Source organism: Legionella sp. km535, assembly GCF_003990085.1.
Lineage (GTDB): Bacteria > Pseudomonadota > Gammaproteobacteria > Legionellales > Legionellaceae > Legionella > Legionella moravica.
On record NZ_RZGU01000004.1, the window covers coordinates 135,926 to 152,006 of the forward strand.

Below are 16,081 nucleotides of genomic sequence, written 5' to 3' on the forward strand. Positions count from 1 at the left end.
ATTATCGGGCCTTATCCAATAGTTTCAACATTCAAATTAGGTAAAGTAAAATCTTCAGCAAGTATCCTCTGTTTTATTTTCGCAATGTCGGGCGCAAAATATCGGTCTTTATCGTAAGGAGCTATATCGTCTCTTATTTTTCGATATATTTTGTACAACTGAGGAGATGTTTTTAATGGCTTATGAAATTCCAGTCCCTGACATGCAGCAAGCAACTCAATAGCAAGGATGGTTGCTGTATTATCGTTCATTTCATACAAGCGACGAGCGGCACTGGTAGCCATAGAGACATGATCTTCCTGATTTGCAGATGTTGGGATGCTGTCTACTGAATGAGGATGAGCCAGAGCTTTATTATCGCTTGCGCAGGATGCTGCGGTAACATGGGCTATCATAAAACCAGAATTCAACCCACTTTCTTTGACCAAAAACGCCGGTAAACCACTAAAATTCTTATCAATCAGCAACGCAATCCGCCTTTCGGAATTTGCACCCATTTCAGCAATAGCCAAAGCCAGATTATCTGCAGCCATGGCAATAATTTCACCATGAAAATTTCCTCCTGATAATATGTCGCCATCCTGAGCAAAAACTAATGGATTATCTGAAACAGCATTCGCTTCAACCTGAAGCGTAGAACCTACAAACTGCAATTGATGAAGCACTGCTCCCATAATCTGAGGCTGACAGCGAAGTGAATAAGGATCCTGTACTCGATTACAGAGTCGATGTGCTTCCCGTATCTCACTTCCAGATAATAAACTGCGATACATCGAAGCCACTTGCGATTGCGCTTGATGACCACGAGCCTGATGAATTCTGTCATCAAAAGGAACATCACTTCCATTGGCAGCATCTACAGACAAGGCTCCCGCAACTACAGCGGTTTCAAAAAGGGTTTCACAGGTAAATAATGCCATTAACGCCAGAGCGGTAGACACCTGTAAGCCATTAAGCAGAGCCAACCCTTCTTTAGCTTCCAATACAACAGGAGTTAATCCAGCAATTTTTAATCCTTCAACAGCACTGATTTTCTTACCTTTGTACCGTACAAAGCCTTCGCCAAGCAAAGGTAAAGACATATGCGCCAAAGGAACTAAATCCCCAGAGGCACCAACAGAACCCTTTGCCGGAATACATGGATACACTTTATGATTATAAAGTTGCACCAATGCTTCAACAACTTCAATCCGTACTCCTGAATAGCCTTGGGCCAAATTATTAATTTTAAGCAGCAAGATCAATGCAACCACATTATCTGGAAGCAGTTCACCTGTTCCACAGGCATGGGATAGGACAATATTTCGTTGCAACTGTTTTAAATGGTCGTTAGAAATAGTCTGATTCGCCAAAGATCCGAAACCCGTATTAATTCCATAAACTGTTCTTTTCTCTTTAACAACATTTTTGACTGCCTGATGCGACGCATCGATTAAACCCAATGCGGTATCCGACAAGGAACAAAGCAACCCATTAGAAATAGCATATTTAATAGACTTCAGGGTCAATTTCCCTGGTTGTAAGATAAACCCTTCAGACATTTACTCGCTCCTCTTGAGATTCCATTGGCAACCATAATGAATTTTCTTTTGCACACTGTTTTGCGAGTTCATATCCCGCATCAGCATGCCTCATAACCCCTGTTGCCGGATCGTTATGTAAGACTCTGGCCAATCGCTGTGCTGCCTTTGCAGTACCATCCGCGACAATAACTACCCCTGCGTGTTGGGAAAACCCCATGCCAACTCCACCACCATGATGGATGCTGACCCAGGTAGCACCACTGGCACAATTTAACAATGCATTGAGGAGCGGCCAGTCTGATACTGCATCACTTCCATCCAACATTCCCTCAGTTTCTCTATTAGGACTGGCAACTGACCCGGAATCCAGATGATCCCTGCCAATTACAATTGGCGCTTTCACTTCTTTATTTTTAACCATTTCATTAAAGGCTAAAGCCAAACGAGCGCGATCTTTGAGTCCAACCCAGCAAATTCGTGCGGGAAGCCCCTGAAAAGCGATTCGCTCCTTGGCCATATCCAGCCAATGATGTAGGTGCTTATCGTGCGGAATCAGTTTTTTAACCATGCGATCGGTTGCATAAATATCCTCAGGATCTCCTGATAAAGCAACCCATCGGAACGGTCCAATTCCCTCACAAAATAAGGGTCTGATGTAGGCAGGAACAAATCCTTCAAATGAAAACGCCTGATCTTCCCCTGCTTCCAGTGCCATTTGACGGATGTTATTTCCATAATCAAAAACAGGAATTCCCTGCTTTTGAAATTGAAGCATGGCATGAACTTGAATTGCCATTGATTTTTTAGCCGCTTCAACAACTTTGGCAGGATCAGTTTTTCTCATGTTAATAGCCTGCTCCACAGTCCAACCTGCAGGAAGATATCCATTTAGGGGATCATGGGCGCTGGTTTGATCAGTAACCAGGGATGGTTGAGCACCACGTTGAATCAATTGAGGATAGATTTCCGCAGCATTTCCCAGAACAGCAACAGATAATGGTTGTCTTTTTTGGCATGATTCATTAATCCATGCCAGAGCTTCATCAAGATTATCGGTATATTTATCAAGATACTTCGTTTTAATGCGTTTTTCTATACGACTTAAATCACACTCAACAGCGAGAACACTGGCTCCAGCCATAGTGCCCGCTAAGGTTTGGGCTCCCCCCATACCCCCTAAACCACCAGTTAAAATCCAGCGCCCTGATAAATCTCCGTTATAATGTTTTTTTGCAGCAGCAATAAAGGTTTCAAACGTCCCTTGAACTATTCCTTGTGAACCAATATAAATCCAGCTTCCGGCGGTCATTTGACCGTACATCATTAAGCCCTTTTTATCCAACTCATTAAAATATTCCCAATTAGCCCAGCGAGGAACTAAATTTGAATTGGCAATAAGGACTCTTGGTGCATCTTCATGGGTCGTAAAAACACCAACGGGTTTCCCTGATTGAATTAACAAAGTCTGATCATCATCCAGGACCTTTAATACCTCGACGATTTTATCAAAGCATGTCCAGTTCCTGGCTGCTTTCCCAAGCCCGCCATAGACAATTAAAGAATCAGGATCTTCTGCGACATCAGGATCCAGATTATTGCACAGCATTCGTAAAGCAGCCTCAGTCAACCAACTCTTGGCTTGTTTTTCCGTGCCTTTATTCGCAGTAATTACTCGTTTATTCTTGTTATTATTCATCAAGAACTCTCCATTGCTAAAAATTAGAAACATCATACACGAGACAACTTTCTGCGTGAATGCAGTATTCCGTTAATTTAATGAGTTTATTACTATTTATAGATACTGTTACAAAAACCAGCCCAATGAACATTCAGTAGTCAGTGTGTTTTGCACTATGTTATACTTTACCTCAATTAAAACCAATAAAGTGTGAACCGTGTTAAATCAAATAGATAAACATCCAAAGTCATTACGAATATTTTTTGCAACAGAAATGTGGGAACGATATGGCTTTTACGTAGTGCAATCATTATTAGCCCTGTATCTGGCCTTTCATTTTAAATGGAATGATAAACAAATTTATGCTTTGGTTGGTTCCTTTACTGCTCTAACGTACCTCTCGCCTTTAGTCGGTGGATGGATTGCTGACAAACTGATTGGACAAAAACGAGCGACATTGCTAGGGGCCTTCGTTTTATTTTTGAGTTATTGTCTTTTATCAATTCTGGATAATAATCTTGCACTGACCACCTCCTTAGCTGGTATTGCGGTAGGAACCGGTTTATTGAAACCGAATATTTCTTCTCTTCTAGGCAATGAATACCCCGTTGGTTCACCAAAAAGGGAAAGTGGTTTCACTATTTTTTATATGGGAATAACAACGGGTATTATCTTGGGCACTACGTTGCCCAGCCACTTAACTGAACTGTTTGGCTGGTCAGGCTCCTTTATCAGTGCTGCAATAGGAATGATTATAGCGTTCATGGTATTTCTGTATGGCGTTCATCAATATAAAATCAATGACTATAATCCCTTTGTATTTGAATACAAAAATATCGCACGTGCGCTCATACTGATGGTGGGATTATGGGCATTATCTTTTTATATTCTGAATTATCCCAAACTGGCTAATCTGATGTTCGGTTTAGTGGTATTATTTTCGGCCATATACATTTTGTATTCAGTAAATCGAGAAGATTCGGATCAAGCACGTCAAACATTGGTCATTGGATTGTTATGTATCATATCAGTGATGTTTTGGGCTTTTTACTTCCAAATGTTTATGTCATTGACCCTGTTCATATCTCGAGTAGTACAACCTACCTTTTGTGGGATTCAAGTACCTCCACCTTATTACATCACCATACAAAGCATTGGAATGCTTATTATTGGCTATTTTTTAGCTAAAAAACATCATCACCTTAATCTGATTGAACGTGGATTAAGTACAGGAAAAAAATTCGTATTGGCCATGATCTTTATGACATTAGCCTATTCCATTATTGCCATAGTAAGTACCTTTGGCGCTAAAGAATTACTCCTGTCGCCAATACTTATTGTTCCGGCCTATTTAATGATCTCTTTGGCCGAGCTGTTCCTTTCTCCAGTTGGTTTATCAGCCATTACTGTTCTTGCGGACAAAAACAAAGTGAGCACCATGATAGGCATATTTTTTGTGTCTCTCGGGATAGGTGGGTTTTTATCTGGCAAACTGGCTTCCTTAACGGCCATTCCTCCAGGAGAAACGAACATCGCTGTGTTGAAATCGCTCTACTCCGCTGCTTTTATTCAACAATTAAGCATCTTGTTTATGGCAACGCTGGGATGTCTGGTTATATTTGCAGTTATCAAATTTTTATTAACACATATTCAGGTATCAGAATAATGACGTATAACCCTTTTTATATGCTCCATTTACTGATATCATTTAGCGCTTTTTGATGGAAGATTAACACACCTATGTCTGCTCAGAACCTTATGTTAAATACCTTATTAAAATCACTAGAAGACATCCAGGCAATTGATGTCAAGGTGATTGATGTTCATAAACAAACTACCATTACTGACTATATGATTATTGCTTCTGGTCGTGCCTCACGCCATGTAAAAGCCATAGCCCAAAAAGTAATGGAAGACATGAAGCTGTCTGGACTACCACCACTCAGTTCTACTGGAATTGAAAGTGGCGATTGGGCTTTGATCGATTTTGGAGATTTCATTCTTCATGTCATGCAACCTGAAAGCAGACAGTTTTATAATCTCGAAGGATTGTGGGAAGAACAACCAGCTTCCTGAACACCCTATGCTTAAAATTACGATCATCACCTTAGGCAATAAAATGCCTGACTGGGTAATTAAAGGCTCTAATGAGTACATCAAACGATTCAAAGAGGGTATTCAGTTAAAAGTGACTGAAATCCCTCTGATGACTCGGAGCAAATCATCTGATCTGTCCCGAATCATGGAGAAAGAGTCTGCCATGATCCGGGAAGCAATACCTAATGGAGCACGAATTATTGCTCTTGATATTGAAGGAAAAACCTTCAGTAGTGAAGAATTAGCCATAAAGATTACTCAATTACAACAAATATCAAGTCACTTTTGTTTTATTATTGGCGGGCCTGAAGGACTGTCCAATGAAATTCGTCAGCTTAGTGATGAACGTTGGTCTTTATCCAAATTGACCCTTCCGCATCCATTGGTTCGAATTATTCTGCTTGAAACCTTATATAGAGCCTGGACCATCATCAACAACCATCCTTATCATAAGTAAAAACAAAGCAAACTTGTGTTCCAGCAGGCTCATCACCCAGAGCAGTAACCACTGTCCAGGCAGGAGACAGGAGATTCCTCGCTACGCTCGGAAAGACGTCATATTTTTAATGGGACAGCCGTGGGAGACGCGTATATTTGTTGGTAAATAATTCCATTTTAAGTTACTATCACCATTTTGAATTGTACCCTAAACTTTACTGTGTGCGATGCCTCTGAATCAGTCGTTCAAAAATTATCGAGCAGAATCACAAAATCAGCGTTTCCGGCTTAATTTATTAGTAGCCATGTTAATTATTTTGTCTTTAATATTGATTCTAAGATTAGCCTATCTGCAAATCTCGGAATTCAAACGTTATCAGACACTGTCTTTAAAAAATCAAATGAGCATTATTCCTATCGCACCTCCCAGAGGCGTAATTCTTGACCGTAATGGAGTCTTACTTGCGGAAAATGTTCCTGTTTATGTACTCGAAATAATTCCGGAACATGTTAAAGACATGAAAAAAACGTTGGCAAAACTCCGCGAGTTAATTCCTTCTATTTCTGATGATGATATAGAAGCATTCAATCGTGCTCGGTCACAAAACCGCTCCTTCGTACCTATTCCAATCAAACTTAAGTTAAGCCAGGAAGAAGTCGCTGTTTTTGCCATTAATCAATATCACTTTAAAGGAGTGAGCATCAAGGCTCGATTAATGCGTCATTATCCGCTAGGTGAAATGACAGCACACGCCTTAGGTTATGTAGGCAGAATCAACATCGACGAATTAAAAAAAGTAGATCCTACCAACTATCGCGCGACCAACTTTATCGGCAAGGCCGGGATAGAAAAATACTATGAAGATATTCTTCATGGAAAAGTAGGCTATCAAATGACAGAAACGGATGTCAGTGGACGTACGTTGCGAGTCATCAATAAAGTTAATCCGCATTCAGGGGCCAAACTCTACCTCAGCCTTGATGTACGATTGCAAGAAGCAGCTTATAACGCACTCAAAGACAAACGAGGTGCAGTAGTCGTTATTAACTCACACAATGGTGAAGTATTGGCCATGGTCAGTTCCCCCAGTTTTGATCCCAATATTTTTGTGGGAGGCGTAAGCACCAAGGATTATAAAATTTTATCCAATGCCTTGCAAAGACCGCTTTTTAACAGGGCTGTGCGCGGTGTGTATCCCCCGGCTTCAACAATTAAGCCATTTGTGGGGCTGGCAGGATTGGATAAAGGTTTTGTAACTACTGCTACTGAAATATGGGATCCAGGTAAATTCAAGCTCCCAACAGCCAGTCATGTCTATCGAGATTGGAAAAAAACAGGGCATGGTGTCATTAATTTTAAGCGCGCTATTACTGTCTCCTGTGATACCTATTTTTATCAGCTCGGGCATAAAATGGGAATAGCCAATATAGAAGACATGCTGGTAAAATTTGGCTTAGGCCAATTGACTCATGTTGATCTTCACGAAGAAGCCAATGGCATCATTCCCAGTGCTCGCTGGAAAAAACAAACGAAGGGAGTTTCCTGGTACCCCGGTGATACTTTAATCTCTGCAATAGGTCAGGGGTTCATGTTAGCAACCCCTTTGCAGATGGCTAATGCTACAGCGTCTTTAAGCCAACACGGACAAAGATTCAGACCCCATTTACTCACTAAAACAGTCAACAGTGATAACGGCGAAATTGAAGAATACAAACCAGTTGAAGAGTACCCTGTCTATCTGAGAGATGAGTCCAATTGGGATATAGTCGCTGATGCAATGCATAATGTGCTTACGAGCAACGAAGGAACCGGTTATCGATTTGGCCGCAATCCACCCTACCCCGTTGCCGGAAAAACAGGAACTGCACAAGTATTTAGCGGAAGACAATATGAAAAAGCAAAATACGAAGACATCCCGGAAGCACTCCGCGATAACTCGTTGTTTATAGCGTTTACCCCCGTGGATAAGCCGGATATAGCTATAGCAGTGGTCGTAGAAAATGATGTCATTGCATCAACAGTAGCTCGCAAAGTCCTGGACGCTTATTATCAAATACATCCAATTAAAGTGAATCCATGAACAGACATCATTCAAAACCCGTATACCGATTTACAGCAAAAGCATTACATATGGACTTTCCATTGCTAGGTTTGTTGCTAACTTTAATTACCTTTGGTCTTTTAATACTGTACAGCGCCTCCAATGCGAATATGGGAATGATTTTTCGTCAATCCATGCGACTCGTAATAGCCACTCTGATTATGCTGGTCCTCGGGTTTATCCCGCCACACAAATACAAAATCTGGACTCCATGGATCTATGGCACTGGTTTAGGTTTACTTCTGGCTGTAATGTTAATGGGTAAAATTGGTAAAGGGGCTCAAAGATGGCTTGAGTTAGGATTGTTCCGCTTTCAACCATCCGAGATAATGAAACTTGCTGTCCCCATGATGGCGGCTTGGTATTTTGACCGCCAGGCTCATCCCGGTAGTCTCCGATCAATTGCAGTAGCTTCAATTATCATTTTTATTCCTGCAGTATTAATTGCCAAACAACCCGACTTGGGGACAGCAATCATGGTTGCGTCTGCAGGCCTATGCGTGGTTTTTCTCGCGGGAATTCGCTTTAAATTAATTTTATTACTTGTCGTACTGATGGGGTTAGCTGTCCCTGTTGTCTGGCATGTAATGCATGACTATCAAAAACAACGTGTATATACCCTCCTTGATCCCGAGCAAGACCCACTTGGTGCAGGCTATCATATTATCCAATCCAAAATAGCTATTGGTTCGGGTGGACTTATGGGTAAAGGATGGTTAGAAGGCAGTCAATCGCATTTGAACTTTTTACCTGAGCATGCCACAGACTTTATCTTTGCAGTCAGTGGCGAAGAGTTTGGTTTTGCCGGAGGATTTGCAATTATTGCGCTTATTGTTTTAATTTCACTTAGAAGTTTAAATATCGCCAGCAATGCCCAAACTACATTTACCCGATTATTAGCCGCCAGTCTGGCAATGTCCTTCTTTTTATCAGGCTTTGTGAACATCGGCATGGTAATGGGAATTATTCCGGTGGTAGGAATACCCCTACCCCTGGTCAGTTATGGTGGTACCGCTATGGTCACCTTTTTAGCCAGTTTCGGGATATTAATGTCCATAAGCTCGCATCGGATTCTTTTTAACAGTCTGAATTAAGTAAGGCGGCAACTGGCGCGTAGCTTCGTCTGTGAATAATACAGGGACCAAGCTGACTCAAAGCCTCCCTGTGCGCAACAGTCGGATAACCTTTGTGTCCTGCAAAACCGTATCCCGGATAGAGTTTATCAAGCGCTTTCATTTCCTCATCACGTGCAACCTTTGCCAGTATAGAGGCCGCGCTAATAGCAGGAATTAAACTGTCTCCCTGAACAATCGCTTTACAGGGCATAGAAACGTTTGGAATATGTATACCATCCACCAGAACTCCTTGAGGCTGAATCGGTAAGGCTTCTATGGCGCGCTGCATCGCCAGTAAGGTGGCATAATGAATATTCAACTCATCAATCTCCTCCACTTCAGCACGCCCATAAGCGAAAGCCAAAGCCTGCTCCTGAATGTGTCGAGCTAACATTGTGCGTTTCTTTTCACTCAATTTTTTTGAATCAGCCAAACCTTCTATTGGTTCTTTCAAAATGACTGCCGCAGTAATGACTGCTCCGGCAAGTGGACCACGCCCTACTTCATCCACTCCTGCAATTAATGATTTACTATCAAAATCCATTGCCATACTCCCAATTACTAGTAAGGTGCAAGATAATACCTGGATAAAATTGATTTATCACCTAAGAAATGCGATCATGCGTGCAAATAATTAGCAAATGAAAGACAATGAGTAAAATTCGATGCGCGGTAATTGGTGTTGGCTATCTAGGTAGATTTCATGCACAAAAATATCAATTAATTCCTAATGCGGAATTGGTTGGAGTTTGTGATGTTAACCCTGAAGTAAGTAAAGCAGTAGCCCAGGAGCTTGATGTCACTCCATTTTTTGATTACCGTGATTTATTTGGCAAAGTAGACGCAGTCAATATAGCGGCGACTACCAACAAACATTACGAAATTGCAAAAGCGTTTTTAGAGCAAGGCATACATGTTTTAATCGAAAAACCAATCACTGAAACAGTGGCTCAGGCAGAAGAATTAATCCAGATAGCTGCTCTTCATAATGCCAAATTACAGGTAGGGCATCTGGAACGCTTTAATTCCGCCCGGCTTGCCGTGGACCCGTACCTGGAAAACCCTTTGTTTATTGAATCAGAACGTCTGGCACCATTTAATCCACGGGGAACCGATGTCAACGTCATCCTGGATTTAATGATCCATGACATTGATATCATTCAAAACATGGTCAAAAGCCCAATTACCTCTATTGTTGCCCAGGGCACACCCATATTAACCAAGGCAATTGATATTGCTAACGCCAGAATTACCTTTGAAAATCATTGCGTAGCCAATGTAACAGCCAGCCGCATCAGTTTCAAAACAGAACGAAAGACGCGAATCTTTCAACACAAGTCTTATATTTCTATTGATTATCACAAAAAGCAATTCGCCGTTTTTAAAAAAGGGAATGGCGAAATGTATCCAGGAATTCCTGATATTACCAGCGTCTCAGAGGAGTTCGAAAAAGGCGATGCTTTATTAGAAGAAATAAAAGCGTTTATTCACTGCATAGAACAGGACAGTGTGCCATTAGTGACTGGAGAAGAAGGTCGGGATGCCCTTGAAACAGCAGAACATATAACGGCTTTAATCCATAATAATCTAACAGAACGCTATGCAGAAAGCTAAGCATATTGTCATTATTGCGGGTGAAGAGTCTGGTGATATCCACGCCTCAGAACTTATAAAACAGTTAAAAACTGCTCATCCGAATATTCGCATTAGTGGAATTGGAGGCAGGCACATGCAGGAAGCCGGAGCGGAGCTTGTCTCCGACCTGGCGCGATATGGCGTTACTGGATTAACAGAGGTCATTGCTTATTTAAATATTATCCGCAAAGCATTTAATGCCATTAAACGGCATCTTGAAACGCAAAAACCCGATTTGCTCATATTGGTCGACTATCCAGGTTTTAATCTAAGGTTAGCCAAGTATGCCAAAAAAAAACTAGGGCTTAAAATACTCTATTACATCAGTCCACAAATTTGGGCATGGAAAGCAAATCGTATTCATACCATCAAGGAATGTGTTGATAGAATGGCGGTGATTCTGCCTTTCGAAAAATCCATTTACGAACATGCAGGCGTACCGGTCAGTTTTGTCGGGCATCCGCTTGTTGACAAAATGTCGCAGACAACCGATACACTATCCAGCAGAATGTCATTACAATTACCATTGGATGCACCGATTTTTGCCTTACTTCCTGGCAGTCGTACCCATGAAATTGAACGCCACATGCCTGTTCTTAGGGACACCGCGATTCGAATCCATCAAAATGACCCGAACATTCGTTTTGTTATTCCGATTGCAGGAACTATTAACGCAGATAAGATTACTTCTTATTTCAAGGATGTGAAGCTACCAGTGACCTTTACGCATGGAAGAGCTATTGAATGTATGTCCGCAGCCAATTTTGTAATCGTTGCCTCTGGAACAGCCTCTCTTGAATGTGCCCTCCTCCAAAAACCCATGTGTATTATCTATAAGTCGTCCCTCTTAACCTATCACATGGCGATGCGTTTGATTAAGGTAAAATTTCTTGGTTTATGCAACCTTCTTGTCAATAAAATGATGGTTCCCGAGTTTTTGCAATATGATTGTAACGCTATTGAATTATCTCGATATATTTCAGATTTTTATCAGGATACGGAGCAGCCAGCTAAAATGATTAGCCAATTATCTGCCTTAAATGAATCTTTGTCTTCAAACAAATCCGACTGCTCTCTGTTTGAACTTGTAGCGAGTGAATTGCCCTAATAAAATGCAGAGTTTTCGCTAGAAAATCTAGATAATCAATTAACCTTCATGTACAATTAATTTTGCTTTCATTAATACGTGTAAGCTATTGGACTGTATGATTTAATTAATAATAAGGAAGTTAAGATGAATGTCATTGATACACAAGCGACTACTCAAAGCACCAAACAAGAACAAGGTTTACAAGATTTAGTGTACAGTTTGGTCACTCGCTTTCTTGCCGAAAATAAAACAAAATCAATTGATGATCTTTATGACATGATATTGTCAGAAGTTGAGCCTCCTTTACTTCAGGCTGTTATGGAAAAACGCCGTGGCAATCAATTGCAGGCTGCTAAGATGTTGGGTATCAGCCGTGGTACGATCAGGAAGAAACTACAACGTTATTTCGGCACCAAGTATTTTCGCTTGACAGACGAATAAGAGTTACTTTATTCGTAACAGGCTCGTTTAACGAGCCTTTTTTTTGTTTAAAATCCAGGATAGAAATACAACACTGATGTCAGTGCCATACCTCAACATTCAAAATAGACATGAATTGTGCCAATAAGCTCTGAAAGATAATTTTTTTCAAGTGCATCCCCGCTCTTCCAATTAGCCTTAAGTTGTTCTTGACGAAAAATTTAAGGCTAATTGGAAGTCCCCGCTTTCGCCAGGATGAGAGGTAAGAATGTGAGGCTCTTTTCGTACATGCAGCCCCACAAGAGGTTATATAAAAATGGCTGAAAGTCCTTACGAGGAAACCAGAAGCTTATTCACTCTATTGACGAAATCAGCAGGATTATCCAATTGACCGCCTTCAGCTAAAACAGCCTGTTCAAACAGCATGGTCACCCATAATTCAAATTGGCTGTCATCCTGAATATCATGCAGACGTTTAATCAGGGCATGCTCTGGATTAATTTCGAAAATAGGTTTGCTGACCGGAACTTGCTGACCTGCCGCCTGCAAAATCCGTTGCATTTCCAAGCCCATATCCTGTTCATCCGCAATAATGCATGCAGGAGAGTCAGTTAATCGATTGGTAATTAATACATCTTTTACACGCTCATTCAAAATGGTTTTGATGTGTTTTATTACTGGCTCTAAAGTTTTTTCCTGTTCTTTAATCTGTTCGGCTGATTCATCATCATTGAATTCAACTTTACCCTTGGATATGGATTGCAGTTTTTTCCCTGCAAACTCATTCATGTACCCTACAAGCCACTCATCGATTTTATCACTTAACAACAGTACTTCGATGCCCTTCTTCTTGAATATTTCGAGGTGAGGACTATTTTTCGCAGCATTATAACTGGATGCGGTAATATAATAGATTTTATCCTGGCCTTCCTTCATCCTGCTTACGTACTCTTCTAAAGAGACATCTTGCTTCTCGGATCCGCTCGTTGTTGTAGCAAAACGCAATAACTTGGAAATTGCTTCCTTATTAGAAAAATCTTCTACCGGTCCCTCTTTAAGTACCAAGCCAAATTCATCCCAAAATTTTTGGTAGGTTTCTTTATCGTTTGCACTCATTTTTTCTAACATGGATAAAATACGTTTGGTACATGCGGCACGAATGCTTTCAACCTGTTTATTATCCTGTAAGATTTCTCGAGATACATTAAGAGGTAAATCACTGGCATCTACAATACCTTTAACAAATCGTAAATATCTGGGTAAAAACTGGGTTGCATCATCCATTATAAAAACACGTTTAACGTACAGTTTTAATCCATGCTTTACTTCATGTTGCCATAAATCATAAGGGGCATGACTTGGTATATAAAGCAATGTAATGTATTCATGCTTCCCTTCTACATGGTTATGAGACCAGGAAAGGGGATCCATATAATCGTGTGAAATGTGCTTGTAGAGCGTTTTATACTCTTCATCACTAATGTCCGACTTTTGCATAGTCCATAATGCAGTTGCTTTATTTACCGTTTCAAATTCGCTGGATTCTTTGGACTCTTTGGATTCATTGTCTTCATCGGAGATTTTTTTCATCTCTATAGGCCAGCAAATATGATCAGAATACTTACTGATTATGCTACGAATTCTCCAATTACTAAGAAACTCATCATTCTCATCTTTCACATGAAGGGTTATTTCTGTCCCACGAGATGCTTTCTTTTCATAGCCAATGGTAAACTCACCATCACCAGTTGACTCCCAGACAATCCCTTCTTCAGGCTTCATGCCAGCACGTCTGCTTTTAACGGTTACCTTATCGGCCACTATAAATGCGGAGTAAAAGCCCACTCCAAATTGACCAATTAATTGAGAGTCTTTAGATTGCTCACCAGTTAACTGACTCATAAATTCTTTAGTACCGGATTTGGCTATAGTACCCAAGTTCTCAACAGCCTCATCCCAGCTCATACCGATTCCATTATCGCTGATCGTAATGGTTTTAAGTTTTTCATTAACCTGAATTGTAATTTTTAAATCGGAATCATTTTCAAACAAGGTGCTGTCAGAAAGAGCTAGAAAGCGTAATTTATCCAATGCATCAGAGGAATTGGATATTAACTCTCTGAGGAAAATTTCTTTGTTGCTGTATAATGAATGGACTACCAAATGCAGCATTTGCTTTACTTCAGTTTGAAATCCCATTGTTTGTTGTTTACTAACCATTATCCGATCTCCTGTTACTCATTAACGAAACAATGAGATTCATATAAGGGTATATTATTAAATTTCAAGGGGGTGAAGAGGAATTATTGTGATTTTAAATACAAAAAATTGAGGCATGGATGTAGAACCTACTCAGTATATTTGGAAATTTTATCACTCTGAATCCTGTGAAGTTGATATCAAAATGTAAGATGACCAACAATTGAACTTCCAATTAGCCTTGAGTCTTTCTTGGCAAAATGCTCCCTGTTTCTTTTCAAGTTTTGTAAGAATCTCCTTCTCCCGAAGGAAGAAAGGCAATCTAAATCATTCAAAGCACTACAACTCAAATCCAGCCATCGTTAAAATGCCACCAGAATGAATAATTAAAACATTACCTTTCAAGTTCTTATTCTTGATATACGTTCTCGCTGAATGAAATAATTTTGCAGAATAGATGGGATCAGCCAGTATTCCCTCTTCTCGAGCCAATCGTCTGATTTCATGTTTAATCGCCTGATTTACAGAGCCAAATGATTTCGCTGTTTGCGGATAAAAACAATACACTTGAGGAGGTACTTCTCCTATCCAATTCTTCAGTTTCAATCTAAATGTGTGCTCGTCATCCGCTAATAAAAGCACATGTATCGATGCCTGATGGTTTCGTTCGGCCATGCCTTTAATTAAAGCCGCAGCTGAAAACCCCGTACCTGCATCTACAAAAACATGTTGAAAGATAACGCCGAATGATTGCTCATTATGAATTATATCTGCAGCAATACTCAACGCACCAACCATGGCTTCTGGAACACTGGCCCCCTCGGTCAATACAAATCCAGGTTCCTTAAGTTCATTCAAGTAATGATTAGCAAAATCTTGAACGTGTGGCCAATCCTCCCGAGTCACCCAGATAATTTCCTGCTCCTCAAGAAATAAACGACTTAATTTAAAATTACCCTGGATCTCCGCATTTCTGGGTTTAATTAAAAATGCGGTAACTTTCAATTGGTGTTCTCGAGCTAATTGAAGCGCTGAAAGCAAATTATTAGACTGAGGACCTGCGATAATGATCAAATGCTTAATCCCTTTATTAATTAAATAAGGCATTAAGCTGGAGTATTTGCGAATTTTTGACCCGCTGATACCACATCCTAATTCATCATCACGTTTGGCATAACACACTACCCCATTATCTGGAAAATGGTTTAATCGATGAATTCGGCTTTCTAAATTCCACATAAATTCCTCTTAACTACCAGAGTGAGACTGTATTAACCATTCACGCTTCGACATCCAGCGACATATTCGAAGGATCCACTCACTGTAGCCTGTTTGCTCGCAAACAGGATCATGGGTTCTCAAGCGTCTAAATCGAAGCTTGTAGTTGGTGCATAAAATCCTGGTTGCGAGCAACTGAATCTTATGCACATCTTCACAAACCAGTCCGGTTTTACATTATGGATCCCGCGGTCTTCGCCGCGGGATTTCGAAATACAGAATGTACTCACATATCATGCGAATTCCCGCGGCTGTGACCGCGGGATCCCGTGTTTTAGCACAGCCATCCTGGTTCTGCGATCAAATCCGCTGGTCGTGGGCAAGATGTGATCAAGAGACAGTTGCGAGCAACCAGGCTTAACTGTTGACAATTCAGGTTTCGACGTCCCGCGACATGTTCGCGGGATCCAATTCAATCTTGATAGACACAATATGCTCTTGGTTTGCGCCAGATCTCTCGATTTCGCAAACAAAGCACAGGAAAGCTGGCCTGAAAAGAATGAAAC

The 16,081-nt window shown here is 40.7% G+C and carries 13 protein-coding genes; 8 read left to right on the forward strand and 5 right to left on the reverse strand.

Annotation, left to right across the window (positions count from 1 at the left end; all coding sequences use genetic code 11):
- Positions 1-11: 11 nt before the first annotated feature.
- Entirely contained in the window at positions 12-1,541 is a 1,530-nt protein-coding gene (hutH, locus tag ELY21_RS03845; RefSeq protein WP_127107052.1) for a histidine ammonia-lyase, read from the reverse strand.
- A complete protein-coding gene (gene hutU / locus ELY21_RS03850) occupies positions 1,534-3,219 on the reverse strand; it encodes a urocanate hydratase (protein ID WP_199741631.1) in 1,686 nt (561 codons plus the stop codon). The genes hutH and hutU overlap by 8 nt, the downstream gene beginning before the upstream one ends.
- Before the next feature lie 211 nt (positions 3,220-3,430).
- On the opposite strand from hutU, the gene ELY21_RS03855 reads away from it, so the two are divergent.
- The 5 genes from ELY21_RS03855 (at position 3,431) to rodA (ending at position 8,932) form a co-directional block, all read left to right on the forward strand.
- Positions 3,431-4,867 carry a peptide MFS transporter gene (locus tag ELY21_RS03855; protein ID WP_127107159.1) on the forward strand — a complete coding sequence of 479 codons (1,437 nt, stop codon included), beginning with the start codon at positions 3,431-3,433 and terminating at the stop codon, positions 4,865-4,867.
- A gap of 74 nt (positions 4,868-4,941) precedes the next feature.
- Entirely contained in the window at positions 4,942-5,277 is a 336-nt protein-coding gene (rsfS, locus tag ELY21_RS03860) for a ribosome silencing factor (RefSeq protein WP_127107057.1), read from the forward strand.
- Positions 5,278-5,284: 7 nt separating this feature from the next.
- A complete protein-coding gene (rlmH, locus tag ELY21_RS03865) occupies positions 5,285-5,755 on the forward strand; it encodes a 23S rRNA (pseudouridine(1915)-N(3))-methyltransferase RlmH (protein ID WP_127107059.1) in 471 nt (156 codons plus the stop codon).
- Positions 5,756-5,963: 208 nt separating this feature from the next.
- Positions 5,964-7,817, forward strand: a complete 1,854-nt coding sequence (gene mrdA / locus ELY21_RS03870) for a penicillin-binding protein 2 (protein WP_127107061.1) — start codon at positions 5,964-5,966, stop codon at positions 7,815-7,817.
- Positions 7,814-8,932: a rod shape-determining protein RodA gene (gene rodA, locus ELY21_RS03875; RefSeq protein ID WP_028384482.1), complete on the forward strand. Its 1,119-nt coding sequence runs from the start codon at positions 7,814-7,816 to the stop codon at positions 8,930-8,932. Before mrdA ends, rodA begins: the two co-directional genes overlap by 4 nt.
- Here rodA and rnhB read toward each other — a convergent pair.
- Positions 8,916-9,497 (reverse strand): ribonuclease HII, encoded by a 582-nt coding sequence (gene rnhB, locus ELY21_RS03880; protein ID WP_127107063.1) that lies wholly within the window; start codon positions 9,495-9,497, stop codon positions 8,916-8,918. The genes rodA and rnhB overlap by 17 nt on opposite strands.
- Before the next feature lie 107 nt (positions 9,498-9,604).
- Here rnhB and ELY21_RS03885 point away from each other — a divergent pair, with 107 nt between their 5' ends.
- The 3 genes from ELY21_RS03885 (at position 9,605) to ELY21_RS03895 (ending at position 12,119) form a co-directional block, all read left to right on the forward strand.
- Entirely contained in the window at positions 9,605-10,567 is a 963-nt protein-coding gene (locus ELY21_RS03885) for a Gfo/Idh/MocA family protein (RefSeq protein WP_127107065.1), read from the forward strand.
- A complete protein-coding gene (gene lpxB, locus ELY21_RS03890; protein WP_127107067.1) occupies positions 10,554-11,696 on the forward strand; it encodes a lipid-A-disaccharide synthase in 1,143 nt (380 codons plus the stop codon). Before ELY21_RS03885 ends, lpxB begins: the two co-directional genes overlap by 14 nt.
- A gap of 126 nt (positions 11,697-11,822) precedes the next feature.
- Positions 11,823-12,119, forward strand: coding sequence for a helix-turn-helix domain-containing protein (locus ELY21_RS03895; RefSeq protein WP_018576869.1), 297 nt, complete (start codon positions 11,823-11,825; stop codon positions 12,117-12,119).
- Between the two features lie 309 nt (positions 12,120-12,428).
- Here ELY21_RS03895 and htpG read toward each other — a convergent pair whose 3' ends face one another.
- Both htpG and ELY21_RS03905 read right to left on the reverse strand, forming a co-directional pair.
- The gene (gene htpG / locus ELY21_RS03900) at positions 12,429-14,318 is read right to left on the reverse strand and encodes a molecular chaperone HtpG (protein WP_127107069.1); all 1,890 of its coding nucleotides are present in this window, start codon (positions 14,316-14,318) and stop codon (positions 12,429-12,431) included.
- A gap of 318 nt (positions 14,319-14,636) precedes the next feature.
- Positions 14,637-15,536, reverse strand: a complete 900-nt coding sequence (locus tag ELY21_RS03905; RefSeq protein ID WP_127107071.1) for a pyridoxal-phosphate dependent enzyme — start codon at positions 15,534-15,536, stop codon at positions 14,637-14,639.
- Positions 15,537-16,081 lie beyond the last annotated feature (545 nt).

Excerpts from the sequence above, each read along its gene's own strand:
- hutH (WP_127107052.1), bottom strand. The coding sequence starts at position 1,541 with ATGTCTGAAGGGTTTATCTTACAACCAGGGAAATTGACCCTGAAGTCT.
- mrdA (WP_127107061.1), top strand. The coding sequence starts at position 5,964 with ATGCCTCTGAATCAGTCGTTCAAAAATTATCGAGCAGAATCACAAAAT.
- lpxB (WP_127107067.1), top strand. The coding sequence starts at position 10,554 with ATGCAGAAAGCTAAGCATATTGTCATTATTGCGGGTGAAGAGTCTGGT.
- rnhB (WP_127107063.1), bottom strand. The coding sequence starts at position 9,497 with ATGGATTTTGATAGTAAATCATTAATTGCAGGAGTGGATGAAGTAGGG.
- hutU (WP_199741631.1), bottom strand. The coding sequence starts at position 3,219 with ATGAATAATAACAAGAATAAACGAGTAATTACTGCGAATAAAGGCACG.
- rodA (WP_028384482.1), top strand. The coding sequence starts at position 7,814 with ATGAACAGACATCATTCAAAACCCGTATACCGATTTACAGCAAAAGCA.
- htpG (WP_127107069.1), bottom strand. The coding sequence starts at position 14,318 with ATGGTTAGTAAACAACAAACAATGGGATTTCAAACTGAAGTAAAGCAA.
- ELY21_RS03895 (WP_018576869.1), top strand. The coding sequence starts at position 11,823 with ATGAATGTCATTGATACACAAGCGACTACTCAAAGCACCAAACAAGAA.
- ELY21_RS03905 (WP_127107071.1), bottom strand. The coding sequence starts at position 15,536 with ATGTGGAATTTAGAAAGCCGAATTCATCGATTAAACCATTTTCCAGAT.
- rsfS (WP_127107057.1), top strand. The coding sequence starts at position 4,942 with ATGTCTGCTCAGAACCTTATGTTAAATACCTTATTAAAATCACTAGAA.
- rlmH (WP_127107059.1), top strand. The coding sequence starts at position 5,285 with ATGCTTAAAATTACGATCATCACCTTAGGCAATAAAATGCCTGACTGG.
- ELY21_RS03885 (WP_127107065.1), top strand. The coding sequence starts at position 9,605 with ATGAGTAAAATTCGATGCGCGGTAATTGGTGTTGGCTATCTAGGTAGA.